This is a genomic window from Paenibacillus sp. FSL H8-0168, assembly GCF_038592955.1.
GTDB classification, from domain to species: Bacteria; Bacillota; Bacilli; order Paenibacillales; family Paenibacillaceae; genus Paenibacillus; species Paenibacillus polymyxa_B.
Genome location: NZ_CP151948.1, coordinates 2,305,724 through 2,331,924, shown reverse-complemented (window position 1 = coordinate 2,331,924; position 26,201 = coordinate 2,305,724). Strand labels below are relative to the sequence as shown.

The 26,201-nt window shown below is 45.2% G+C and carries 24 protein-coding genes and 1 other annotated feature; of the genes, 3 read left to right on the top strand and 21 right to left on the bottom strand.

Annotation, left to right across the window (positions count from 1 at the left end; translation table 11 throughout):
* Nucleotides 1-134 precede the first annotated feature (134 nt).
* A complete protein-coding gene (locus tag MHI21_RS10995; RefSeq protein WP_165175590.1) occupies nt 135-1,892 on the top strand; it encodes an ABC transporter transmembrane domain-containing protein in 1,758 nt (585 codons plus the stop codon).
* A complete protein-coding gene (locus MHI21_RS10990; protein WP_342419990.1) occupies nt 1,892-3,976 on the top strand; it encodes an ABC transporter ATP-binding protein in 2,085 nt (694 codons plus the stop codon). Before MHI21_RS10995 ends, MHI21_RS10990 begins: the two co-directional genes overlap by 1 nt.
* A 124-nt stretch (nt 3,977-4,100) precedes the next feature.
* On the opposite strand, the gene MHI21_RS10985 is transcribed toward MHI21_RS10990, so the two are convergent.
* The 3 genes from MHI21_RS10985 to MHI21_RS10975 all read right to left on the bottom strand — a co-directional run bounded on the left by MHI21_RS10985 (nt 4,101) and on the right by MHI21_RS10975 (nt 7,786).
* Complete coding sequence (locus tag MHI21_RS10985) at nt 4,101-5,069, bottom strand: S-layer homology domain-containing protein (RefSeq protein WP_342419989.1); 969 nt, start codon at nt 5,067-5,069, stop codon at nt 4,101-4,103.
* A 261-nt stretch (nt 5,070-5,330) separates the two neighbouring features.
* Complete coding sequence (gene argS, locus MHI21_RS10980) at nt 5,331-7,061, bottom strand: arginine--tRNA ligase (protein WP_342419988.1); 1,731 nt, start codon at nt 7,059-7,061, stop codon at nt 5,331-5,333.
* A gap of 59 nt (nt 7,062-7,120) precedes the next feature.
* Nucleotides 7,121-7,379: a binding site (T-box leader), on the bottom strand.
* A gap of 77 nt (nt 7,380-7,456) precedes the next feature.
* On the bottom strand, nt 7,457-7,786 hold the full coding sequence (locus MHI21_RS10975) for a four-helix bundle copper-binding protein (RefSeq protein ID WP_023988251.1): 330 nt from the start codon (nt 7,784-7,786) through the stop codon (nt 7,457-7,459).
* Between the two features lie 262 nt (nt 7,787-8,048).
* Here MHI21_RS10975 and MHI21_RS10970 point away from each other — a divergent pair, with 262 nt between their 5' ends.
* Entirely contained in the window at nt 8,049-8,564 is a 516-nt protein-coding gene (locus MHI21_RS10970) for a MogA/MoaB family molybdenum cofactor biosynthesis protein (protein ID WP_341161688.1), read from the top strand.
* Nucleotides 8,565-8,630: 66 nt separating this feature from the next.
* Here MHI21_RS10970 and MHI21_RS10965 read toward each other — a convergent pair whose 3' ends face one another.
* From MHI21_RS10965 to MHI21_RS10880, 18 genes are all read right to left on the bottom strand, one after another.
* Complete coding sequence (locus MHI21_RS10965; protein ID WP_342419987.1) at nt 8,631-10,094, bottom strand: nicotinate phosphoribosyltransferase; 1,464 nt, start codon at nt 10,092-10,094, stop codon at nt 8,631-8,633.
* Between the two features lie 123 nt (nt 10,095-10,217).
* Nucleotides 10,218-10,784 (bottom strand): isochorismatase family cysteine hydrolase, encoded by a 567-nt coding sequence (locus tag MHI21_RS10960; RefSeq protein WP_341161689.1) that lies wholly within the window; start codon nt 10,782-10,784, stop codon nt 10,218-10,220.
* Nucleotides 10,785-10,851: 67 nt separating this feature from the next.
* The gene (locus MHI21_RS10955; protein ID WP_023988247.1) at nt 10,852-11,640 is read right to left on the bottom strand and encodes an NUDIX hydrolase; all 789 of its coding nucleotides are present in this window, start codon (nt 11,638-11,640) and stop codon (nt 10,852-10,854) included.
* Between the two features lie 65 nt (nt 11,641-11,705).
* Nucleotides 11,706-12,128, bottom strand: a complete 423-nt coding sequence (locus tag MHI21_RS10950; protein ID WP_025719091.1) for a PaaI family thioesterase — start codon at nt 12,126-12,128, stop codon at nt 11,706-11,708.
* 121 nt (nt 12,129-12,249) lie between these two features.
* Nucleotides 12,250-12,702, bottom strand: coding sequence for a YlbF family regulator (locus MHI21_RS10945; RefSeq protein WP_023988245.1), 453 nt, complete (start codon nt 12,700-12,702; stop codon nt 12,250-12,252).
* A gap of 81 nt (nt 12,703-12,783) precedes the next feature.
* A complete protein-coding gene (gene miaB, locus MHI21_RS10940) occupies nt 12,784-14,337 on the bottom strand; it encodes a tRNA (N6-isopentenyl adenosine(37)-C2)-methylthiotransferase MiaB (protein WP_165175595.1) in 1,554 nt (517 codons plus the stop codon).
* A 300-nt stretch (nt 14,338-14,637) separates the two neighbouring features.
* Entirely contained in the window at nt 14,638-15,210 is a 573-nt protein-coding gene (locus MHI21_RS10935; protein ID WP_013309962.1) for a phosphate propanoyltransferase, read from the bottom strand.
* Between the two features lie 143 nt (nt 15,211-15,353).
* Nucleotides 15,354-16,442 carry a low temperature requirement protein A gene (locus MHI21_RS10930; protein ID WP_342419986.1) on the bottom strand — a complete coding sequence of 363 codons (1,089 nt, stop codon included), beginning with the start codon at nt 16,440-16,442 and terminating at the stop codon, nt 15,354-15,356.
* A 188-nt stretch (nt 16,443-16,630) separates the two neighbouring features.
* A complete protein-coding gene (locus tag MHI21_RS10925) occupies nt 16,631-17,683 on the bottom strand; it encodes a membrane dipeptidase (protein WP_341161692.1) in 1,053 nt (350 codons plus the stop codon).
* A gap of 123 nt (nt 17,684-17,806) precedes the next feature.
* Nucleotides 17,807-18,067, bottom strand: coding sequence for a stage V sporulation protein S (locus tag MHI21_RS10920; protein WP_007430104.1), 261 nt, complete (start codon nt 18,065-18,067; stop codon nt 17,807-17,809).
* A gap of 129 nt (nt 18,068-18,196) precedes the next feature.
* The gene (locus tag MHI21_RS10915) at nt 18,197-18,991 is read right to left on the bottom strand and encodes a TIGR00282 family metallophosphoesterase (RefSeq protein WP_165176691.1); all 795 of its coding nucleotides are present in this window, start codon (nt 18,989-18,991) and stop codon (nt 18,197-18,199) included.
* 76 nt (nt 18,992-19,067) lie between these two features.
* On the bottom strand, nt 19,068-20,612 hold the full coding sequence (gene rny, locus MHI21_RS10910) for a ribonuclease Y (RefSeq protein WP_013309958.1): 1,545 nt from the start codon (nt 20,610-20,612) through the stop codon (nt 19,068-19,070).
* A gap of 374 nt (nt 20,613-20,986) precedes the next feature.
* A complete protein-coding gene (locus MHI21_RS10905) occupies nt 20,987-21,736 on the bottom strand; it encodes a RecX family transcriptional regulator (protein WP_061829419.1) in 750 nt (249 codons plus the stop codon).
* Between the two features lie 195 nt (nt 21,737-21,931).
* Nucleotides 21,932-22,993 carry a recombinase RecA gene (recA, locus tag MHI21_RS10900; RefSeq protein WP_023988239.1) on the bottom strand — a complete coding sequence of 354 codons (1,062 nt, stop codon included), beginning with the start codon at nt 22,991-22,993 and terminating at the stop codon, nt 21,932-21,934.
* Nucleotides 22,994-23,235: 242 nt separating this feature from the next.
* Nucleotides 23,236-24,504 carry a competence/damage-inducible protein A gene (locus tag MHI21_RS10895; RefSeq protein ID WP_250261587.1) on the bottom strand — a complete coding sequence of 423 codons (1,269 nt, stop codon included), beginning with the start codon at nt 24,502-24,504 and terminating at the stop codon, nt 23,236-23,238.
* A gap of 95 nt (nt 24,505-24,599) precedes the next feature.
* The gene (pgsA, locus tag MHI21_RS10890; protein WP_013309954.1) at nt 24,600-25,187 is read right to left on the bottom strand and encodes a CDP-diacylglycerol--glycerol-3-phosphate 3-phosphatidyltransferase; all 588 of its coding nucleotides are present in this window, start codon (nt 25,185-25,187) and stop codon (nt 24,600-24,602) included.
* 210 nt (nt 25,188-25,397) lie between these two features.
* Nucleotides 25,398-25,889, bottom strand: a complete 492-nt coding sequence (locus tag MHI21_RS10885) for a YajQ family cyclic di-GMP-binding protein (RefSeq protein WP_013309953.1) — start codon at nt 25,887-25,889, stop codon at nt 25,398-25,400.
* A 144-nt stretch (nt 25,890-26,033) separates the two neighbouring features.
* A complete protein-coding gene (locus MHI21_RS10880) occupies nt 26,034-26,198 on the bottom strand; it encodes a hypothetical protein (protein ID WP_023988236.1) in 165 nt (54 codons plus the stop codon).
* Nucleotides 26,199-26,201: the final 3 nt, after the last annotated feature.

Here is a 26,201-nt window from a genome sequence, read left to right as displayed (position 1 = left end):
GGGCATATCGTCTGCGGACGGTATGCCTTTTTTGCGCCTGTTGCTGGATCATACTTGTGGCAGCAAGCCCTGTTGTTTCTTCAAAATGGTACACAACTCTCGAAAGAACTTGTCATGAAAGGATGGGATTCCTCTTGTTTTCAGTACTTAAAAATTTAAGCTGGTTTTTTAAAAGAGAACGAAGCCGATACTCCATTGGATTGTTTTTGCTGATAGCCGTTGGTGTGCTGGAGCTTGCTCCACCTCGGCTACTAGGTAGTGCCATTGATGAGATTGTGCGCGGTTCGATTTCCTGGTCCTCACTTTGGCGTTATATTTTGTACATCATAGGCATTCTAGCCGTCATCTACTACATTACGTACATATGGATGCACAAGCTGTTTGGTGGTGCCAATCTGGTGGAGCGCTTACTGCGCACACGCTTTATGAATCATCTACTGCGGATGACCCCTCCATTTTTTGAACGCAATCGTACTGGTGATCTGATGGCTCGTGCCACGAACGACCTTCGCTCCGTAGCAAGTACAGCAGGCTTCGGCATGTTGACACTGACAGACTCTACGGTCTATCTGAGCGTTGTATTAGTTGCCATGGGTACCCTAATCAGTTGGAAGTTGACACTGGCAGCTATCCTGCCCCTACCTTTTATCGCACTGGCTATGAGCATTTATGGTAAAGCCGTTCACGAGCGTTACACACTGGCACAAGATGCATTTGGTGATATGAACGATCAGGTGTTGGAATCCGTGGCAGGTATCCGAGTCATTCGCGCCTATGTACAAGAACGAATGGACGAAAAGCGTTTCGCTGATATTACCGACGATGTATTTCGTAAAAATCTGGCTGTCGCTCGGATGGATGCTCTCTTTGAACCAACAATTCGTTTATGTGTAGGACTTAGCTACGTCATTGGACTCGGGTATGGTATTTATCTGGTATTTCATAACGATATCACGCTAGGCGAACTGGTCTCCTTTAATATGTATCTAGGAATGATGATTTGGCCGATGTTTGCCATTGGAGAGCTGATTAACATTATGCAGCGCGGTAGCGCTTCCTTGGACCGGGTTAATGAAACTCTCGATGTCCAGCCAGATGTTCAAGATGCGGCTCAACCTGTTCCAGTGGATCGCCTCGAATCCATCAGGATGAAAGACGTTACCTTCCGTTACCCTACCTCTACTATTGACAATCTGTCACATGTGAGTCTGGAGCTCAAACGCGGAGAAACGCTAGGCGTCGTCGGTAGAACAGGCAGTGGGAAATCCACGCTGCTCAAACAGCTACTACATGAATATCCGACGGGTAGTGGTGATATTTTAATCTCCGGCATACGTCTAGAGGACATTGCAGTAGAACAACTACACAGCTGGATCGGCTATGTGCCACAAGAGCAAATTTTGTTTTCCAAATCGGTGCGCGAGAACATTCAATTCGGAAAACCTCATGCAGATGACGACGACATTATGGAAGCTATCCGTACTGCTGCCTTCGACCAGGATTTAGGTACCCTGTCTGATGGGCTGGATACACTGGTCGGAGAAAAAGGTATCGCCCTGTCCGGCGGCCAGAAGCAGCGTGTTTCGCTGGCTCGCGCCTTTATCGGTGATCCGGATATTCTATTGCTCGACGATGCACTATCTGCAGTAGATGCCCGGACGGAAGCAAGGATTATTGACAATATCCGACGTAAGCGCTCGGGTAAAACAACCTTGATCTCCACCCACCGCCTCTCTGCTGTAGAACATGCAGACCGGATCGTCGTGCTGGAGCAAGGACGCATTATTGAGGAAGGGACCCACAGCGAGCTGCTTCAGGCTGACGGATGGTACCGACAACAGTATGTACGGCAACAAGTGGAATCTGATCTGACCTCAGGGGAGGTATCCTAATGAAACCCAATATCGGCAAAAGGCTATTTCAGTACGCGCTGACGAGCAAAGCAGGCTTTATCGCCGCTCTCATCGCTTTGGCTATCGGAGTAGCCGCCGAGCTGGCTGGTCCCTTCATCGCCAAAACGATGATCGACGACCATATGCTCGCTATTGAAAAACCATTTTATGAAACAACTCGTGTGGACGGAACTGTAAGCTATGCTGGAACCCACTTTAAGCGTGAAGATCGCTTTGAGTCCGGGGAGACTAAAGGTCGCGAAGCGAGGATTTTACAAGTTGGGAAATCTTTCGTATTTGTCAATGGCTCGGTTCAAGTGGCTGACGGTAACCGCTCCTTTACGAACGGAACGCTGACTGTGACACGCGGCTCCGACACCTTTCGCTATGAAGCTAAGGCTCTGACAGCTGATGAACTGTATAGCTTTTACAAACCGGAAATGCCCGGTATCTTTCAGCTGATTGGCTGGTATTGCTTCTTCCTGGTTATTTCCATTTTTGCTGAATTCGGCAAAACATACTGGCTGCAATCCTCTGCGAACAAGGTCATACAAAAGCTTCGGCTTGATCTCTACGCGCACATCCAGCGGTTGCCAGTTTACTTTTTTGATAACTTGCCCGCAGGCAAAGTCGTATCCCGTGTTACGAATGACACTGAGGCAGTCAAAGATTTGTTTGTGGCTGTGCTCTCCAATTTCACTTCAGGGATTGTGACGATGGCAGGAGTATATGTTGCACTCTTTTTGCTAGACTTCAGACTGGGTCTTATCTCTCTGTTTATTGTACCGTTATTGATCTTGTGGATTATATTGTATCGCAAGGTCGCCACCCGCTATAATACAATCATTCGGTCCAGACTCAGTGAAATTAATGCGATTATCAATGAATCGATTCAAGGGATGTCCATTATTCGCGTGTTTCGGCACCAGAAACAAACGCAGCAAGAGTTTGAAGAACTGAATGATGACTATATGAAGCATCAGAATAAAATGCTGAATTTGAACGCCTTCACTTCGCACAATTTAGTCAACGTGTTGAGAAATCTCGCCTTTGCCGTCGTGTTGTGGTATTTCGGATCTGAGGCGCTCGGAACTACAGGTAGTGCTGTTTCACTAGGCGTATTATATGCCTTCGTCGATGTGCTGGGTCGACTGTTCCAACCTATGACGGGTATGGTCAACCAACTCGCCGTACTGGATACTTCCATCGTATCCTCAGGACGCGTATTTGAGTTGATGGACGAAACTGGAGAGCCGGTGACGGACGGCACGATGCCGCGCTACAAAGGCCAGGTAGAGTTTAACGACGTTTCCTTTGCCTACAAAAAGGATGATGTACTTAAACATATTTCCTTTACAGCACAGCCCGGGCAAACAGTTGCCCTTGTCGGTCATACCGGATCAGGCAAAAGTTCGATTATTAACCTGCTATTCCGGTTCTATGATCCGCAAAAAGGAACGATCACCATTGACGGAACGTCTGTCAAAGACATCCCTAAGCAATGGCTTCGCCATCATATGGGTATTGTTCTTCAAGATCCATATTTGTTTACAGGTACGGTAGCCTCTAATGTCAGTCTCGAAGACAGCCGAATCACGAGAGAACAGGTGAATAAAGCGCTGCATGATGTTGGAGCCGACAAATTGCTGGCCCATTTGCCGCAAGGATTCGATGAGCCTGTTATTGAAAAAGGTAGCACTTTATCAGCCGGGCAACGCCAGCTTATTTCCTTCGCTCGTGCACTAGCCTTTGATCCCGCAATTTTAATTCTGGATGAAGCTACTGCCAATATTGACACCGAAACGGAAGCGCTCATCCAATCCGCTCTTGAGGTACTCAAGAAGGGACGTACGACCTTTATCATTGCTCACCGTTTGTCCACCATTCGCAGTGCGGACCAAATTTTGGTGCTTCATCGGGGTGAAATTGTTGAACGGGGTAGCCATGACGAACTTATGGCCCAAGGTGGTCGTTACTTCCAAATGTATCAGCTCCAGTCGGGAACAGTTGCAACAGATTCGGCTGCATCCTCTGCTACGCATGCTGCGCAAGATGACCTACTTGCAGGCAAAGTCAGCATTTAAAGCTTGAATAGCCCTATTGCTTAGGGCTAACGATTAACATTTGGTATAAAAAAACCAGCAAGTCTCCCCTACAAATTGGAGGCTCGCTGGTTTTATTTATATCTATAACATATGGCTCGTAATTTTATTTAGCTACAGACGTGCCTGTTTCGGTGGGCGGAAGCACTGTTCCATCTACTGCTTTAAGCGTAACCTTATACTTGCTGTCTACCAATGTGCTTGTGTGGGTATCCGTAATGACCTGAATATTCATTTCCCCTGGCTTTGGACTTGTCAGCTTGTAGTAAATTACTGCATTCGTATCATCTACGTAGTCGATGTGATCCACTTCAATGCCGTAACCTGGATTAGGTGCCTGCAGACGGGTAATTGTCACTTTGTTCTGCTGGTCATTTGCCTTCTCTACACTCATACTAATATTGTTTTGTTGAACCGGATCTACAGGCTCAGCCGGATTTTCAGGAGTAGCTTCAACCGTTTTATGACTTTGTACAAATTCGGATGCGTTATAGACCATTTCTGCTGCCTCCATCCGCGTTACTTTACGATCCGGGTTAAAGTTGCTCTGTTCGTCCAATTTTGCAATTTTGGTCAACAGCAGGAATTGAACTGCTGCGTTTGATTCCTGATCTAATTTTTTGCCATCCGCTACATTAATTAACATACGGACAGTTGGATATTCACCCGTTGCACTCACTGCTTTATACAGAATATTCGCAAATTGTTCTCTTGTCATACGGGTGCTTGGATCAATATCTGGTGACAAAGGGATTTGGTGTTGGGCCGCAATCCGATAGGACTGGGCATACCATGCGGAAGCCGGAATGTTTGCAAAGGAACCCGTTGTGAAATCAGGCATTACCTGAAGATCCATCGCACGAACAACCAAATGCACTCCTTGTGCATAGGTGAGCGTTTGATCCGGTGCAAATTTATCCTTGGTTATTCCTTGGATAATTCCTTTATCCTGAAGTGAGTTTACGATCTTCTCCTGTTCAGCTCCCTTTATATCACGAAAAGCAGAAGCCGACGTAGCCACAGCCAATGAGCAGATGACAAGCAGGGCAACTGCCACGCTTTTATTTTTTTTCATGAGATACACCTCCATGTTTACTTTGCTTCTATACTTACCGACGCAATAAAAGCATCAAATGTTTCAAATATGCACAAATTGGTTGCAAAACTGTGCAATAGCTGCGATTAGTGTAACCCGTCTAACTCTTTTCTGCTCACTATCTTTATACATCCTCAAAAGTGCCTGTGACAGATTACCTTTTACAGTATCCCCTTGGAAGAACCGGATCTGGGTAGCAGTATCCTGCCGGCAAACCTCGCTCCCCTTTGTTCGCTTTGCTTACATCCGATTCGGTGCTTTCAGACCAAGAAGTTGCAGCGCGCATGCCAGAATATCCGCAGTTTGTTCCGCCAATTGAATACGCCAGCGTCCACCATCGACAATCCTTTCCTTGGCGTAAAAACGGTTGAACGCCTGGGCCGTATCCAGTGCAAATCTCGCAATAACCGAAGGCTCCAGTTGGCGAGCCGCACGTATCAGTTGTCCGTGATAACGATCCAACTGCTTAAGCAGCGCCCAACCTGCGTCACCAAATATTCCATCCGATATGTCATTCAAATCACGAGAATGGCTATCTTGGACAAGGGCGTTGTCGCTAGAATTAGTAGTAACATCAACATCGGCGCGGGCATGAGCTTTCTCCAGAAGGCTGCGTATGCGCGCATGAGTATACTGCACATAAGGCCCGGTCTCACCTTCAAAGGTCAGCGCCTCCTCCAACGAAAAATCCACTTCATTCAGACGGTTGTTTTTTAAGTCACCAAAAATAATCGCCCCAATACCAACGTCCTCTGCTACTGCCTGTTGTTCCTGCAAATCGGGATTCTTCTGAGTAATGATGGCTTGAGCACGGGCTATAGCTTCATCCAGCACCTCTCCCAGTTTGACAACTTTTCCACGTCTTGTAGACATTTTCTTACCCGCAAACCGCATTAATCCAAACGCCACATGCTCACACTGCTCCGCCCATGCCTCTCCTGCATGTTTCAGCACCGCAAACACCTGCTGGAAATGCAGCTTCTGTTCCCCACCAACGACGTACAGAAGCCGATCAGCCTTCATCACTTCATGACGATAAATCGCTGTTGCCAGATCACGTGTCGGATAAATGGTAGTCCCATCCTTTTTTAGAATAAGACATGGCGGCAGTTCCTCGTCTTCCAGACGAACTACGAGCGCGCCATCACTTTCCTCCAGCAATCCCTTTGCTCTTAATTGAGCAACAACTGCCTGCATCTTATCATTGTAAAAACTTTCTCCCAGCACATGGTCAAATGTAATGTTCAGGCGCTGGTACATACGATCAAATTCACCCAGACTGACTTCAACAAAAAATTTCCATAGTTGTTGAGCCTCAGCATCCCCATGCTCCAAACGTCGGAACCACTCGCGGCCTTCATCCTCCAAAGTCGGATCATGCTCGGCCTCCTTATGAAAACGAACATATAGCTTCAGCGATTCACCAATCGGATCATGTTGTAGCTGCTCCTCATTTCCCCATCTTTTATAGGCCGCAATTTGCTTGCCAAACTGTGTTCCCCAATCTCCAAGATGATTCACACTAATTGGAACATATCCGGTTTCACCAAGAATACGATACAAGGCAGCACCAATAACAGTAGAGCGAAGATGACCAATACCAAACGGTTTGGCAATATTGGGCGAAGACATATCAATGACCACCCGCTGTCCGTGTCCGATATTGGGCCTGAGGAAATCAGCTTTGCTCAATTCAGCAAGCATAAGCGGAATATGAACCGATCGATCCAATATTATATTTACGTAGGCACCCGATGCTGAAGCAGTTAAACCTTCTTCATGGCTCACTAGCTCCGCTAATTCCATTGCAATGTGCTGCGGAGACTTTCGAAACTTTTTAGCCAGCACAAAACAGGGAAACGCTACATCTCCCCATTCAGGCTGCGGAGGCACCTCGAATAAAGATAAAATTTCTTTTTCCTCCAAGCCCGTATGGGCCAATATCGCTTGAGCAGCAATACTCACTAACATGATCTCTCTCCTTCTTTTTATAGAATCTAACAAAAAAAGCTCCCGCCTCTTGAAATAATTCAAGAGACGAGAACTTCAATATCCCCGCGGTACCACTCTTCGTAAATCGGTTGTGCAGCTAAAGCTAACTTACACAAATCGCGATTTCACTCCAATGACTAATAACGGTGTCTGCCGGGCTGATCTACTAGAAATTCTGCTCGTTGGATCAACCGTCTCCCGGGTGCGCTTCACATCGGACCTCATACCGGCTTCCACCTCTTCCGGCTCGCTGTAATGATACGGCTCCGCTGCTACTCTCCCGTTCCATGACGTTAATTCCAATCATTATACAAACCTATTCAGTAGAAAGCAACCTTTTATTTCCTCTTCAGGCACTAGTTCCATATATGTAATTACACTGCCACCAATTGGCGGCATGCCTGAACGCAACGACGGCAGGCTTCTGCACAATGTTTGCAATGATCATGGGAATGCTTGCTGCATTCAGCAGCACATACCTCACAGGCCTTGGCGCACAGCTCACAGATTTGCTCGGCGAAGTCCGTTCCGCGCTGCAGCATTTGAGCAGCAAATCCGCATATTTCTGCACATTCCCTACTCACTCGAATACATTCACGCAGCATAGCTAAATCATATTCCTTCAAACTCGCTACGTAACATACATTGCAAGCGTTCATACATTCCAGGCAAGCATCCACGCATTGTTGGTATGAATGATTCATATTACATTACCTCCCAGTTGTTGACCCTGCTGTACTATTACCCGCTGACCCTTGAGATTAATCATTTGATGTGCGCGCTTACAATAAAATAAAAACAAAACAATCCCGACTTATGTAAGGAAGTGTACTATATTCCAGTATGTAAGTGCAAGGATATTAATCACATGGATTTTTAGCCCCTGTTTCTGACTTGCATACGCTCAGTCATTGCTCTATTGTAAAAAGTGTATGTCTAACCATCGATCAAGGAGTGAACATTTTAATGAATATGTCTTCCGTAGAGGAGCATCGACAGGAATCCCCGCAACAGGTTAATTGCATGGTCGTGACTGTCTCGGACACACGTACCGTGGAAACAGATACCGGGGGACAACTGCTCATGGATCTACTAGAAACCAATGGATATAAGGTTGTTCGATATGTCATCGTCAAGGATGACTACGAAGGTATTCAGCAGTTAGTATCCGAAGCAGCGGCACAGAATGACATCGAGGCTGTACTTTTGACAGGCGGTACCGGTATTTCTCCACGTGATACTACATATGAAGCCGTCTCCTCTCTACTGGATAAGGAACTACCTGGCTTTGGGGAAATCTTCCGTTATTTAAGCTTTTCTGAGGACATTGGTTCAGCAGCTATATTAAGCCGGGCTGTAGCTGGTACTGTGGGTCGGACAGCTGTATTTTCTATGCCTGGCTCACGCGGAGCCGTTCGTTTGGCAATGGAACGCATTATTGTCCCTGAGCTACGACATGTGATGAGAGAAATTTATAAATAAGCTCCTATTTCCTACATGCCGCGACACAAAAAGGCACCCCATACATTCATGAGGTGCCTCTTCCAACTATTCTTTTTCTTCAACTTCGGGCTGCATATAGCTGTCGATCAGCTTTTGCTTCAACTCCCATACCTTCTCGCTCAGATTTACACGATAAATTTCAGGGTTCAGCTTCCGCAAATATTCTGGCCAAAACAATTTCAACTGTGAAGTATGGTAGGCACGAATTTCATCCAGCTCAGGAAGCTCATATACCTTCTGTCCATTTATAAAAATAGGCTCAAGCATTGGCACGGCTTCATAATTTTCTACATACTTCTTCATATACGGATGTAAAGGGTTAAACAGCTTCAGGCGCTTACCATTACGCGGACGCTCTTCATCCGGGAAAGAAATATAATCGGCTACAGCTCTCCCTTTCTTCTTATCCATAATGCGATATACATCCTTCTTGCCTGGTGTGGATACTTTTTCTGGGTTACCCGAGATCTTAATCGTCGGCAACATTTCGCCATCCACTTCACGCTCAACCAGCTTGTACACCCCGCCAAGCGAAGGTTGATCTGAAGCCGTAATAAGCTGTGTTCCTACACCCCATACATCAATACGTGCCCCTTGGGCTTTCAGGTTAAAAATCGTATTTTCGTCCAAATCATTGGAAGCTACAATTTGTACGTAATCTAAACCTTCAGCATCGAGCATTTCCCGCGCCTGAATGGATAGATAAGCCAAGTCACCGCTATCCAGACGGATTGCATTCATACGCTTGCCCTGACTCTCCAGCATTTTTGCTGTCCGAATTGCATGAGGAACACCGCTTTCCAGCGTGTCAAAGGTGTCTACCAACAGTGTAACCTGGTCTGGCAAAACCTTCGCGTATACGTCAAACGCCTCCTGCTCCGTCATAAAGGTCTGCACCCATGAATGGGCATGTGTCCCCTTCGTCGGGATTCCAAAGTGCTCGCCTGCCAGCATATTAGAAGTCGCGTCAAAACCTGCCACATAAGCTGCTCGTGCTCCCCAAATCGCCGCATCAGCTTCCTGCGCACGCCGTGTCCCAAATTCGAGCAGTGTATCGTCACTTGCCACCTGCTTGATGCGTGATGCCTTTGTCGCAATGAGTGTCTGATAGTTCATAAAATTCAACAATGCCGTCTCGACAAGCTGCGTTTCCATAATCGTTCCTTCAACACGTACCAGAGGCTCGTTTGGGAAAACAAGTGCCCCTTCTTTCATCGAATGGACCGTTCCACCAAACTTAAACTGGCGAAGCGCCTCCATGAACATGGGATCGTATTTCTCCTCCTGTTCAGACAGGTAGCGAATGTCCTCTTCTGTAAACCGCAAATTTGCAATATAATTCACAATGCGTTCCAGACCAGCGAACACGGCGTATCCATTACCAAAAGGGAGTTTACGGAAATACGCCTCGAACACAGCTTTACGCTGATGACTTCCGTTCACCCAATGGGCGTACATCATATTAATCTGATATTTATCTGTATGTAATGCGAGGCTCGTTGACTGCATCGTAATCATCCTCTCTGACTGTCTCCAGGTTTGTGGTGGCAGCGTACCGCCTCATCTGCCCAGATTCAGCAATATCCGGCTCCATTTTGTTATCGGACATTGGTTCACAATCGTTAAGTTATTTTACTTCTTCTGGCGTAAAACCGTATCCTCAGCCGACCGTACCGCGGCTCCAAGACTTCCTTCAAAATGACCCAAAGCCCAATCATGTCCAGCTTGATTAAAGCTCGCCACAACGTCCTTGTATACAGTAATAGCAAAACCTTTGTTATAAGCATCTACAGCCGTATGCAGTACACATATATCTGTACACACACCAATCAGATGAACTTCCAGAATGCCACGTTCACGCAGCTTGAGCTCCAGATCTGTGCCCGCAAAAGCACTGTACCGTGTTTTATCCAACCAGTAGATAAGATCACTTTGTTGCTCATAGAGGCTACGAAGCTTGCCATACAAATGTCGTCCGTTGGTTCCACGTATATTATGTGGAGGAAACAGCTTGCTCTCCGGGTGATAAAGGTCGTTCTCCTCATGCAAATCCACAGCCATGACAACAAAGTCCCCTTGATCCACGTATGCCTGCGTAATTGCTGCGATCCGTTCATCCAACTCAATCGCAGGTTGTCCTACAGGCAAACTACCGTCCACAAAATCTTTCGTGTAATCAATAACAATTAGTGCCTGCATCGTACGGTCAGCTCCTTATCCTCAAAGTGAAATTGTACATTCTATGCGTAACCTATTACATTAGACGTTACGTGTAGATAGATAAACGCGGTACTCTGTCACTAAAACGGTACAACTGTGCAGGTCTTTGTGAATACTGGTTGGAACTGAGCGGTTTGCCGTTCTCATCACGCACCTCTTCCAGTATTCCCTGCCTGCTACGAGTCGATGTTATTTTGCGAATAAAGTTTGGCTCTTCGAAATCCGGTACGACACTCTGAATCACCTGATATAATTCACCCAGTGTAAAATGTAGCGGTAAAAACTGCTTGGCGATCGTCGTCTGAAGCATCTGTAACTGAATTTTGCGATAAGCATCTACTATGATATCCCGGTGATCGAATGCCAGCTCCAATTCCTCCAACGCTTCGCGGATCGTGAATAACCCGACCTCGGAAGCATCATCGGCCGCCTGACGCTGTTCCAACATCCATTCTTCTACCAGCGCAAAAAATGCATGTGATATAATCCACCCGCGCGGATCACGTCCCGGTCCACTATATACACCCAAATACTCCAGATGCCCGCCGTCCACACCCGTTTCCTCTAACAGCTCCCTCTTGGCAGCTCCATACATAGATTCATCTTCCTGACAAAACCCTCCAGGCAACGCCCAGCGTCCTGCAAACGGCCAACTGCGGCGCTTGATGAGCATCACTTTCAGCTCTCGAATAGGCAATGTCTTTGTTACCGTCTTGCGCTCCCGCTTCGTTAAGGTAAACATAACGATATCCGCTGGAGCTCCATCCGGGGTACGGTATTTCTTAATGTTGTACGACGCCTTTTGCGCCTCTTCGTTTATACGATTGCTATCCATTGGCATCACCATATTATATCGTTTTGATAAATTCATTATGACATAATAAAAATTTTTGTCAAGTGTCAGGCCTTGCCTGAATCACTTGCTTGTGTACGTAATACTCGGAAGGTTGCTGTAGATGTAGAACCGAGTGTGCCTTCACTATCTCTTACTTCCGCCTCAGTGGTTATAGTGCGACCTCCTTGATGAAGAATTCGCGCCCTAACCTCCAGTCGTCCTTGCCTCATGGCTGACAAGAAATGAACATTCAGGTTCGTCGTTACACATGGATCCATATTTCGTGAAGCCATACTGACCATCCCCATCGCCTGATCCATCAATGAAGTAAGTACACCCCCATGGACAATACCCATCACATTGGTATGCTCTTGTTTGGCCTCCAAAGCGATCTGTACCTCGTTTGCATCAGCTGCAATCAGCTCACACCCTAAATACTCCCAAAAAGTATTATTTTCTCCCTCTAGCATCTTACCCAACTTATCCATTCCCTTGCTTCCATCCCTTCGATGTTGTCCCATTTCTCTGATGTCTTATAAACACATACGATAGTAAATTGCTTTCGAAAAAAAGGCGTGGAAGCTACGCCTCCACACCATAGATTTCACTCTAATCACTGCAATTCGACGAGGAAGTGCTTTTCCCCTCTTCTACGTTCACCTTCTCAGCAACGGTATCACGGATCGCCATGATTACCATTTGCAGTAGCTCATTAATTTCCACCTGACTCTGCTGAAACTCCGTGACAATTGGAATACCGTCAAGCTCTTCCTGTAGCTCCTGTAGCTCGGCCTCTATTTTGGCAATCATTTTTTGATTCTTCAAGGATTCAAATGCTACAATTTCCTTTTGCTTCTTTTTCATCGTTGCAATCAGTTGCTGGATGCGCCCATGATCCTGAATCTTTTCTTCTGCTTTCCGGAATACCTGCACTTCCTCACTGCTACCCAAAATACCTGCCAATTCTTTGGCTTTTGCCAATATCATTTCGCGATTGACCAAATGATCATGCTGGCGCGCCGCCGATTGAAGTTCTGTTTGTTGCAACCGCTCCTCTGTCATTGCCCATCGCTCCTTTTCTCACTTAGACGGCCTTGCACACAGCCCTTTACTCAGACCGCATGCAACCCGTTAGAAATTCTTTTATCCGTTAACCGCTACGGCCGTTTCAACCAGATCACCTTTGATGTAAAAGGTCATAGGTTCCGTAATTTTCACTTGAACAAAGGAACCAATCAGGTCCTTAGAACCCTCAAAATGTACAAGCTTATTGGAACGGGTCCGACCGGCAAGCACTTTGCTGTCATTTTTGCTCTCGCCTTCCACCAGCACTTCAACCACTTCGCCACGCAATCGACTATTAAAGCGAAGGCTGTTTTGGTTCACAGCAATGTTCAGACGCCGGAGACGCTCTTTTTTGACCGACATAGGCACATTATCTTCCATCGAAGCAGCTGGCGTACCTTCACGTGGTGAATAAATAAATGTGTAGGCAAAGTCATATCCGACCTCGCGCACCAGAGATAGAGTATCTTCAAACTGCTCGTCTGTTTCGCCCGGGAAACCTACGATGATATCTGTTGTCAGAGAAACATGCGGAACAGCTGCTTTAATCTTCGCGGCCAGTTCCAGAACACGCTCACGGGTATATTTTCGGTTCATTTTCTTCAATATATCCGTATTACCGGATTGAACAGGCAGATGAATATGCTCCACCAAATTGCCACCCTTACCAAGCACTTCAACCAAATGGTCATCAAAATCACGTGGATGTGATGTCGTAAAACGTACACGCGGGATATTGATTTTGCGCATATCATCCATCAGATCCCCGAATCTGTAATTCAAATCTTTCAAATCCTTGCCATAAGCGTTAACATTCTGCCCCAGTAAGGTAATTTCTTTAAAGCCTTGACGTGCCAAATCCCGTACCTCAGCGATTACATCCTCTGGACGACGGCTTCTTTCCTTACCACGTGTAAAGGGAACAATGCAATAGGTGCAAAATTTATCACAACCGTACATAATGTTCACCCAAGCCCGCATACCCTCACGCTTCTTCGGCAAGTTTTCGATAATGTCGCCTTCCTTAGACCACACTTCGACCACCATTTCTTTGCTAAAGAGTGCTTCCTTGACGAGCTGAGGCAGACGATGAATATTATGGGTACCAAAAATCATATCAACAAAACCGTGTTTTTGCATAATTCGGTTAACGACATTCTCTTCCTGTGACATGCAGCCACACACGCCAAGCAGTAATCCTGGCTTTTCTGTTTTGAGATGCTTGAGGTGACCCAACTCGCCAAACACTTTATCCTCCGCATTTTCACGGATAGCACAAGTGTTCAGTAAAATGATGTCTGCTTCCTTCCGATCCTCGGTTGCCTGGTAGCCCATTTGCTCCAGCAAGCCTTTTATGGTTTCGGAATCATGCTCGTTCATTTGGCAACCAAATGTGTATACGATATAATGCTTTCCCTCACCGATATGCTTGAGCTCATCCGGAACTGTGTTATCATACAATACCTGTACGTCCTCTTTACCGCGCTGCTTTTCTTTTCTATGGTTCGGCTCCGCCATAATGTTGATTTCACGTCCGCGAATACGGATCTTTTTGCTATGCTCATCTTCAGAAATAATCTTCGCATCCGAGAAATCAAAATATTTGGAGTAATCTTTTGTTTTCTTTTCCATTCCTTAGTCACTCCTTACACCATCTATTTCACGAGCTAATTTGTAATTTTACTGTATTTTTAGGCATGGGTAAATTTATCTTAAGTTCTAAAAAACCTTTAAAAAAGGCATTACACTAAATTATAGCATGATTTATAGGCCATCGCCATAGATCAACCGCAGATACCATGGAGTGTAATTTGAACTCATGTTCTTTTTGTACATAAGTGAAGTATTTATAAATTATATAGTATGTAAAAAGCCCGATTCTTTTGCAAGAATCGGACTCTTTAAGCCTTCCGGCATTTAAATACGTGTATATTAGTCTACGATTTCAGCGTTGTCACCGTTTTTCACACCGGCTCCGTTCGCTTCATCTGTATCAATGTGCATATCCAAAGCAAAAGAATCGGACACACGTGCAAGAACATTTTCAAATACAAGGCCACGTTCGCCGCCGACACGTACTTTCAGCAACTGCTTGTCCTTAATGTCCCATTTAGCTGCATCAGATGTATGGAAATGAATATGGCGGGCTGCTACAATCACGCCTTCTTGCAGTTCCACTTCACCAGCTGGTCCTTTTACCGTGATTCCTGGTGTACCATCAATGCTACCAGATTCGCGTACAGGTGCTTTTACACCAATAGCAAAGGAATCAGTGCGAGAGATTTCCAATTGGGAAGCGGGACGAGCAGGTCCCAAAATGCGAACCTTATCAAATTGGCCCTTAGAACCAATTACAGCTACCGTTTCATTTGCGGCAAATTGTCCTGGTTGGGACAATGGTTTAAATTCAGTTAATTGATAGCCTGCTCCGAACAAAATTTCAATATGCTCTTGAGTCAGGTGAATATGACGGGCGGAAACGCCGACAGGTACGATTTTACTCATCGTGTGGTCACTCCTTTTTCTCTATACAATACTTTACACATCCATGCTATTATACTCCTATTTTGCCAAGAAAGAAAAGGAGAGCGCATAAAGTTCCCTTTTTCGCCCCAATCAGCGTTAAATATCCTCCATATAAAGTCGGATCAAACCGTCGTTTTAGCGAACAGGAGAAAGAAAAGCATGATTTCAGCTACGATGAGATGAGGGGGAACGACAATAAATATATTAAGGATAAACAGGACACAGAGTATTCCAGTCAAGAAAAAAATGACTCTGAGACGAGGTTTAAGATGACTTAATCTGTACTGATGAAATACCAGCAAAACCGACAAAAAGTAAATAAAAACAGAAGCAAAGGTAAAGCAAAGCACAAAGATATAGTCTACTTGTCCCAAAAACAAGAGCTGAATCGAAGCAGCTAGCATGCTAAGGGAAAGATAAATAAACAAATGACCATAAATAATAGTCTGGCCTGCTGATTGTTTTGATTTATCTACGCGCTTCTCCATATTCTCAAAATATTGCCACCAGATTGCGATGACTAATACAAAAGCCAAAGCAGCAAATACAATAGAAGAAACCGTAAAATGATCGGATTGTAAAACAGAAAGCATACTTATCACAGATTCGCCAAGCAAAATTAAGGTGAACTGTGCAAAGCGTTCTAAAAGATGCTCCGTATGGATAGGTGTGATCACCAACTTTTTACGGCCAATCAAAGGAACGAGGATATCAATAGCTATACCTGTATATAAAATCAAATATCGAACCCAAGAATCAAAGAAGAGGGAGAAACTAGAGATGACTATTCCAATCCAAAAATAAATTCCGAAAAAACGAGCTGTTTCCTGTTTATGAGCCGTTTCTTTGGGTGCCGAAAGTAAATATTGAACGACAGTCAAACCTCTTAACCCAATATAGCCAACAAAAAAAGATACATAATACGCATCAAAATCTATATTCAGGCTGGCGGTCATGATCAACACGAAAAACAATTGCAGGATCATAAAAATTCGATGTGTTATACTGTCTTGCCCAAAACGATTGTTGTAGACCGTTTGCCCCACCCAAGCCCACCATATTGGGATAAAAATCATAATAAACTTTTCCATATGTTCCCATGAGATACTACCATGCTCAACATGTAGCAAAACATGAGTGGCCTTGGAGACAGCAGCTACGAACAACAAGTCATAAAAGAGCTCAAGCCAGGTAACCTTTTTTATCAACATTATGTAATGGAGCCCCCTCTGATATGGCGGTGCAGCATGGTGACCCGTCAGTCTCGCTCCAACGTCTGCCGTATTTCTGCAAATGTTATTTTAGCACCATGCAATTCTAAGATGCTCCAATTATTTCGTAATCCTTCTCACTTTGTCAAGGTATTCGCAGCCAATAATAACTCTTAGTATATAGCTATTTAAGAAGACACTTTGGAAGGCAAATTCGTTTGCAGGTATTCCAGTGCATGTCCTCCCAGCCACCCCTTGACTAGCTCCTCAGGGTAATGCTTCAGCAGCAGTTCTGCAAAAACCGGAAATTTACCCGAGTGCTCCAGCCCTTGCACATGGTGCTCGATACCGTCAAAATCAGAGCCAAACATCAAATGCCTTTCGCCGCCTAATGAACAAATATGCTCAATGTGCGGTAGCAGATCCTCAGCGGTTACCGTACCCTGCTCTTTGAGAAACATCGTGACGAAGGTCAAACCAATCCGTCCGTTACGAGCGATCAGTGCACGAATCTGTTCATCCCGTAGATTACGAGGATGAGCACATCTCGCAAAGGCATTCGAATGCGAGGCGATGGGTGGTAGAGCAGCCTCCTCCAGCACCTCCCAGAAGCCCTGTACGGACAAATGCGACACATCTAGCAGCAGTCCCAAGTCATTACAGCGATTGACCAAATCACGCCCCTTGCTAGTCAGCCCGCCTCCTCTATGTTCCATAATGCCGTCAGCCGCCCAGTTCGCATAATTCCATGTCAGCCCAATCAATCGTATTCCCATGGCATAGCACAATTCTGCATAAAACGGGTTCCCTTCCAGCGCATCTACCCCCTCCAGTGAGAGCAAAGCCCAAGGTACCCATGTATGATCCGTCCCCTTTCCATCCACATACGTTAACTTTTCCGTGCGCTTCTCTTCTCCTACCTGTTTTACTTGCTCCATCTGATGCCCCCACATTGCCAAGTCTTCCTTCCACAGCAATGGTCTCAACCCACCTGAGATAGAGGTAACATGCTGCCTGAACAGCTCAATTTGACGAACCACATGCTCAAATCTTGGCATGCCCAATACCTGTGAAATATATATAGCAAACGTTTGCAACCGCACGTTACCTTCTAGCAAACGTTCTTTTGTGACATCAAGCGATGGATGACTGAAATCAATCTGCGTATTGAGTTGCATTTTACATAACACATCACAATGAAAGTCAACAACAGGCCAATTCACTTTTAGCTTATCATTCATGCATCTTACCTCCATTTATAGATTGAAGCACTACAAATTTATTTTAAAAAATCATAGTAACAGACTCACAATGCAAAAAAGCCCGTTTACAAATCGTAAACAGGCTCAGGCAACTTACATTTATTATCTTGGTTCTACAATCAATTTGATCGCAGTCCGATCTTCTCCATCAATAACAATGTCTGTAAAAGCAGGAATACAAATCAAATCCACTCCGCTTGGTGCGACAAATCCCCGGGCAATGGCTACCGCTTTAATGGCTTGGTTTAGTGCACCCGCTCCAATCGCCTGTAATTCTGCATTTCCGCGTTCACGCAGTACTCCAGCGAGTGCGCCTGCAACTGAATTGGGATTGGATTTTGCTGATACTTTTAATACATCCATAGTAAGTACCTCCCCTGGGAATGATGATGGTTTGATTCCACTATTAGATGTTATTCGAGGGTCAGCAAATAATTCCTGCTTTTTGGTGACAGTTTTCCTTATTCTTTCCTTAAGTAGCTCACAAAAAAGTTAATCCATCCGCCATTCATCTTCTTTAAGTCTAATTTTCTGAATTTTGCGGGCTTTTCCATCATTATCATTCAGTTCTACGCTGATGGCATGAAAGTGCCATTTGCCCATGTCCACTTGAAAACGTACCGGAAGCTGGGTCTGGAATTTCTGTAACACAGCCTCTTTTTGCATCCCAAGCACTCCCTCATAAGGACCTACCATTCCCGCATCTGTCTGATACGCAGTTCCTTGTGGCAAAATCGTATCGTCATTACTCTGTACATGTGTGTGCGTACCTACCACGATTGAAGCACGTCCATCCAAATGCCAACCCATAGCGATTTTTTCCGAGGTTGCTTCGGCGTGAAAATCAACTAGGATATGCTTATGTTTTTTCCGTAGTTCATCGACAATTTCATCTGCTGCACGGAATGGACAGTCAATAGCTGGCAAAAAGGTTCTACCTTGCAGATTAACAATAGCCAGCTCTTTACCTCCACCTTTTACAACGGTATACCCCCGGCCTGGTGTTCCTGGTGGAAAGTTAGCCGGGCGGATGATCCGTGGCTCATCATCTATAAAATCAAATATTTCCTTATTGTCCCAAGTATGATTTCCCATCGTAATCCCATGAACGCCCCAATCAAAAAATTCTCTGGCGATGGCTGGGGTAATTCCTCTTCCCGAAGCCGCATTTTCTCCGTTTACGATAATAACATGCGGGTTGTATTTTGATTTTAGCGAAGGGAGATTCTCCCTCAATGCCTTTCTGCCTACACTGCCGACGATGTCTCCAATAAATAATACGTTGATAGAAAGCCCTCCCTAGTCTGCCTTACATAATGAAAAGTGGCCCTACAAGCAGCGGCCACTTTTCATTGAAATGCTTTTATTTTGCGTATTCTACCGCACGGGTCTCGCGTATGACGGTAACCTTGATATGTCCCGGATAGTCCAGTTCATTCTCAATCGTTTTCGTAATATCACGGGCCAGTCGGAATGCTTCCGCATCATCAATTTTCTCTGGCTGTACCATGACACGAACTTCGCGTCCGGCTTGAATCGCGTATGATTTTTCAACGCCTTCAAAAGATTCGGAGATGCGTTCCAGCTTCTCAAGACGACGGATGTACGTCTCTAGCGTTTCACGCCGCGCTCCCGGTCTTGCTGCTGACAGGGCATCTGCCGCCCCAACCAGCATGGCGATCACTGAAGTCGCTTCGCAGTCGCCGTGATGTGAAGCAATGCTGTTGATAACGACCGGGTGTTCCTTGTACTTCTTCGCCAGTTCCACGCCAATTTCAACGTGCGATCCTTCCACTTCGTGATCCAGCGCCTTCCCGATGTCATGCAGCAATCCTGCCCGTCTTGCCAGTACAACGTCTTCGCCCAGTTCCCCGGCCATCAGACCTGTCAAGTATGCAACTTCCATCGAGTGCTTCAATACGTTCTGTCCGTAACTCGTACGGAACTTGAGACGTCCCAAGATCTTGATCAAATCCGGATGCAAGCTATGCACGCCCACCTCAAAGGTGGCCTGCTCACCATACTCACGGATTCGTTCGTCCACCTCTTTACGGGATTTTTCCACCATCTCTTCAATACGAGCCGGATGTATCCGTCCGTCCGCTACGAGCTTTTCAAGCGCAGTACGCGCAATCTCTCTACGAATCGGATCAAATCCAGACAATATAACAGCTTCCGGCGTATCATCAATAATGAGGTCGATTCCTGTAAGAGTTTCAAGTGCACGGATATTACGGCCTTCGCGCCCGATAATCCGGCCTTTCATTTCTTCGTTCGGCAATGTGACAACAGAAACCGTCGTTTCTGCTACATGATCTGCCGCACAGCGTTGGATGGCCAGTGTGATGATTTCACGAGACTTTTTGTCCGCTTCTTCTTTGGCCTGCTGCTCAATTTCTTTAATCATCTGAGCTGTTTCATGACGAACTTCCTGTTCTACGTTGGTCAGAATAATACTTCTTGCATCCTCCATCGTCAGATTGGAAATACGTTCCAACTCAGTTACCTGACTCTTGTAAATCAAATCAATTTGCTGCTGGGTTTCATCGATTCGTTTCTCTTTGTTGGCCACTTGTTCTTCTTTGCGTTCCAGCGATTCCAATTTTTTATCCAGCGATTCTTCTTTTTGCAGCAATCTTCGTTCCTGTCGTTGAATTTCATTGCGACGTTCACGAGTTTCTTTTTCAGCTTCGGCACGAATGCGGTGGATTTCATCTTTCGCTTCCAATACCGTTTCCTTCTTCAGCGCTTCTGCCTCTTTTTTCGCGTTCTCCACGATTTGCGCGGCAGCTTCTTCCGCACTGGAGATCTTAGCTTCTGCAATAGATTTGCGAATAAAATAACCAATCCCGAACCCAAAGAATAACGCGGCTACAGCAACGAGAACGAACCAGATCGCAGTCATCATACTGTTCACCTCCCCGTTGGTTCCTCCAAGGCATTCCTTGGGACTTTTTGCAATTGTCACATTTACTTTGATCGTCAAACTAAGACAACGACACAAGGTCGTTTCATTTCATATGCACATGCTTTCACATGTACAATTCCGCCTGGCATAGCGGCATCACTTGTTATTTGGCGATGAGAACTCACCCGTGGATTCCGCTTTTTTGGAAGGAAAAAGGGCGTTCCACAAGTATCGTTTCATATATATTTTATTATTTGACAAATGGCATTGTCAAGGGAATGCAAACATTAGTAGACTACCATGCAGCTTTCCCTGTAATAACTAGCTCATCCTATCCGTTCATACTAGCCAAAGGTTCAGCAGCCGTTTAGCAACTATTCCTCCCACTGCAACAATTCCTCGTCATCTGAAGCAACGTCATGCTCGGCCGCAGTGAGATGATTGACCACTCGGCGTGTCATATCCCCCGAATATCCGCGTCTCATGAGAAAAGGGTAGGTTTTCCTTTTTTTCTCCATTATATCACCACGTATCTGATTCCATTTCTTACGTCCGACCGTCAAAGCGCTCTCCCACTCCTCATTATCGGTGATCTCACCTAACGCTTCACCAATAGAGGCTTTAGAGATGCCCTTCTGACGAAGTTCTTGCCTAACCCACATCTTCCCCTTACGTTGGCTAGTTATGCGCTGCCTTGCCCATTGGCGGGCGTATAAATCATCATCTACGAGTTGTTCCCTTTGCAGTCGAACCATTACTTCGTCAATAACAGACTGATCCAGTTCTTTTTGTAACAAACGTTGGGCAATTTCCTGACGTGTGCGAGGCTTTCGCCCCAAATAGCGAAGCGCAAGTACATAAGCCTGTTGCTTTTCATCTGCCAGAACGATATCTTCCAGTTCTTTTTTATCAAATGACGTTCCTTTGAACATATTGTACTTGATCATTACATCTTCTAATACAGACAGCGAATACGGACCAAAATGAATGATATACCTTCCACGTTTGCGTCCCTGTCCCTGCTCTACCCTAGTAATCATCAATTCCTCATGATCCGGAAAAAGAGAAATCCCTTGTTGCTTATTTGCTTCCGAAGTGTATTCATCTTCATCGTCCAACTGCAATATATTTCCCTCACTTTGAAATTCACGAAAGCAGCCTTTGAACACCTGCTACGCAAAGTTAGATTCCGCCGACAAAGCAGACTTTAGTTGATGCAAAAATGCCCTGCACAACTGTGCAGGGCATCAGAATCATGCTATTCAAACGGACGGTGCCATAACCCTGGCCCCAGTTCACAAACCAGGATTCACCAAGCTTTATTCAAGCTCCAACAATTCCTGTTCTTCCTTCGCTTGCTGTGCCAACTCTTCTTCTGTAGGCGGAGCAACCGTCGTAATCAAATTGCTGGCCACCCGAATTTTTTGTTCGATCGTACTAGCAATATTCGGATTTTCCTTCAAAAATTGTTTAGCATTCTCACGTCCCTGACCAAGGCGCTCACCTTCGTAGGAATACCAGGCTCCGCTCTTGTCGACAATGTCATGCTCCGTACCGATATCGATCAAGCTACCTTCTTTGGAAATACCCTCACCGTACATAATATCCACCTCAGCCTGACGGAAAGGAGGGGCAACTTTGTTCTTCACGACTTTAATACGTGTGCGGTTACCCACAATGTCGTTACCCATTTTCAAACTTTCAATACGACGAACATCCAAACGTACCGTAGAGTAAAACTTCAAGGCACGTCCACCTGGTGTTGTTTCAGGGTTACCGAACATAACACCTACTTTTTCACGTAGCTGGTTAATAAAAATAGCAATGGTTTTCGACTTATTAATGGCTCCAGAAAGCTTACGCAATGCCTGAGACATCAAACGTGCTTGAAGACCAACGTGGGAATCTCCCATTTCGCCTTCAATCTCTGCCTTGGGCACAAGTGCCGCTACGGAGTCAACAACTACAATGTCTACTGCTCCACTACGTACAAGGGCTTCGGCAATCTCAAGCGCCTGCTCTCCTGTATCTGGTTGCGATAGTAACAACTCATCAATATTGACACCCAGCTTGCTTGCATACGACGGATCAAGCGCATGCTCGGCGTCGATAAAGGCGGCTTGTCCGCCTGTTTTTTGCACCTCTGCGATAGCGTGAAGAGCTACTGTCGTTTTACCGGATGATTCCGGTCCGTATATTTCAATAACCCGGCCTCTTGGAAAGCCGCCCGTTCCTAACGCAATATCCAAAGCAATCGAACCACTGGGGATCGTTTCCACTTGCATATGGGTAGACTCACCCAACTTCATAATGGAACCTTTACCAAATTGCTTTTCTATTTGACGGAGCGCCATATCCAGCGCAGCACGACGATCTGACAATAAACTCACATCCTTCATTGTTTGTACTTTAATAATACCTTGTTTTGACACGCTTGCCAAGCATTTTTTCGAACATACATTCGTTTTTTTTATTTGCACAACTCTCTTCTATAATTACACCTGTCTCTTAAAACAAAAAAAGAACCGCTGGCAAAAGGCTTTGCAACGGTTCTTCCGATAAGATGATTATACCATGAATATCTATCTAAAACAACTCTACGAGTCACACTGTACATAGATGTTTAAGAGAGTTTCTCGTTCTCTACCAGCCTGCGCCACAATCTGTACAGGATTGCTTTAACTGATCGCAGTCGGATTGTTTCACGGTTGCCACTCAGTCTCAGTTCATGTACTTCCGTTTCCTTGTCGCGTTCAGCAATGCCAATATACACTAGACCGACTGGCTTCCGTTCGGAATACCCAGGCCCAGCTACACCAGTAACTGAAAGTCCAAAATCGCTATCCATGATCATTCTCGCCTGCTCTGCAAGCACAAGTGCTACTTCCTTACTCACTGCGCCTGGCGCATGGTCCCCTTCCAAATAATCATAAGGCACGTTGAGTAACTTCATCTTCATTTCATTGGAATAGCACACGATGCCACCTTGAAACATAGCAGCACTGCCAGGTATAGAAGTAATCTGTTCCATCAGCATTCCACCTGTACAGCTTTCTGCCGCACTCACAGTGAGTTCGCGTTTGGCCATTAGATCTACGATAACCTTCTCCAGCGCAACATCCTCGCTTGCATACATATACTCCGAAAGACGCTGCTGAATTTCTACTTCCGTAGCTGTCAACTTAATTAATGCTTCACTTTCGCTGGCCGCCTTGGTGGATATACGGATCGTGACTTCCCCTTCCTTGGCATAAGGAGCAATCGTAGGATCTGTCTGGGATTGGATCAAATCTAACAAATGGGTTTCAAGAGCTGACTCACCGATCCCTGCAAATTTTAGCATTTTCGAATAAATTGGCATTTCCTCACCGCTCAATGCTTGCTGAAGCAACCAAGGTTTCGCATGGTTTGCAAACATGGGTTTGAGTTCCTTAGGCGGTCCAGGCAAAACTACATAAAATTTACCGTCCTGTGCAATCGCGTCGCCCACAGCTAGCCCTGTCTCATTTTCAAGTGGAGTAGCACCTTCAATAGAAAGCGCCTGCCGGCGGTTATTCTCGGTCATTTCTACCCCACGGTTACGGAAAAATTGATCTAGCTTGTCCATTGCAAGACGATCTATGTGCAATTTTCGCCCCAATACAGCCGCTATCGCCTCTTTCGTCAAATCATCCTGAGTCGGCCCCAGACCGCCGGAAAACAAAATAATATCCGCACGCTTCTGAGCAATTCTTATCGCTTCCTGAAGCCGATCTATGTTATCGCCAACCACAGTCTGAAAATATACATCGATTCCAATTGTAGCCAGCTCTTGTGACAAATATTGAGCATTTGTATTCACTATTTGTCCGAGTAATAACTCTGTTCCTACTGCAATTATTTCAGCTTTCATCAATTCTTCCTCCTGTACTGCGAATATTATGGGAATTATATAAAGAAACAGCAATAAGTTTAGTCCCTATTGCTGTTTCCATAAAATTTATCCTGTTAAACTTTGGAGGAGCTCAGCAAATGGATATTTTTCACGAAATAATCAATACCCGAATAAATGGTGATCAACACTGCTGCCCATATCGCTATTAAATCAAACGGTATACCAAGAAAAACAAACGGGAAATTATTAATGAGCAGCGCTACAATAGCAACGATCTGGATGATCGTCTTTAATTTGCCCCAATTGCTTGCAGCAACCACAGACCCATCCAGTAAGGCAATCTGACGCAGCCCCGTAACCGCAAACTCACGGCTAACAATCACAACGACAATCCATGAATCAATTTTCCCCATTTCTACCAAGGAAACCAAAATAGCGGTTACCAAAAGCTTATCAGCAAGGGGGTCCAACAGCTTGCCCAAATTGGTGACCATATTATTTTTACGTGCCAAATATCCGTCAAGACCATCCGTGCTGGCTGCTACAAGGAAAATGATAGCCGCAATCAGCTGATTATACGGCAGCTTGAAAGCTCCGATCTCAATCGGCGGCGGATAAAAATCAAAGTCCACCAGCAAAGCCAGCATCATCACCGGGATAAGGCAAATCCGCGTTATTGTAATTCTGTTGGGTAAATTCACAACACACTCTCCCCTGATTATCGTACTTGATTACAAATGGCAGTTTTCGGATTAAATTCAATCCTATGTAAATCGCTTTCGACGAGCGCTATACACCTGAATTGTCTGCATTTTCGTTACAAGTATAATATGGCGCAAAACGCATGTCAAAATAACCTGCCGCACATCAAGCAACGTTTTTTCCTACAAAATATATGAGGGAAAACGGCTTTATTTCATGTTTGTAAATTGAAGCTCCAATGGCAAATCAGCTTTACGTAGCAATTGAATGATCGCCTGTAAATCATCCCTGTTTTTTCCAGTCACTCGGATTTGATCACCTTGAATCTGACTTTTGACTTTTAGCTTGGAGTCCCGAATAAGAATATTAATTTTCTTGGCATTATCTTGATCAATTCCCTGCTTAAGCGAAAGACGCTGACGCACTGAACCTAGAGAAGCGGGTTCCAATTTGCCATACTCCACATTTTTAAGGGACAGACCTCGTTTGGCCATTTTAGATTGCAAAATATCAATCACCGCATTCAGCTTGTACTCGTCTTCCGATGCAATCGTAAGAGCTTCTTTCTCAAGCTTGAGGCTACTTTTGCTATCCTTGAAATCAAATCGTGTTTCAATTTCACGCTCCGTCTGATGAACCGCATTTGTTAACTCCTGCATATCCATTTTGGAGACGATATCAAATGAATTTTCTGAAGCCATCGTTTCACTTTCCTTTCCACAACAAAGTTCAATATCTAATTATAGGCTAGTCATTTACAAAAATCCAATAATCCGTTGACTAAAAAGGCGTTCTTGCCAGTTTTCCTGACAAAAACGCCTTTATTTCAATTACGGTCAAAATATCTAATTATGGCTTCGTGTTGGAGTTCGGAACATATCCAAGAGTCCAAGCACAATGTGAGCAAGACCAAAGCCCAGTATGCCATAGCCCCATGCATTCGGTGTCAGATAATAGCCCAGTAAACTGACAATGATACCGAGCCCAGTCACAATCCAGCTGACGGTCATAAC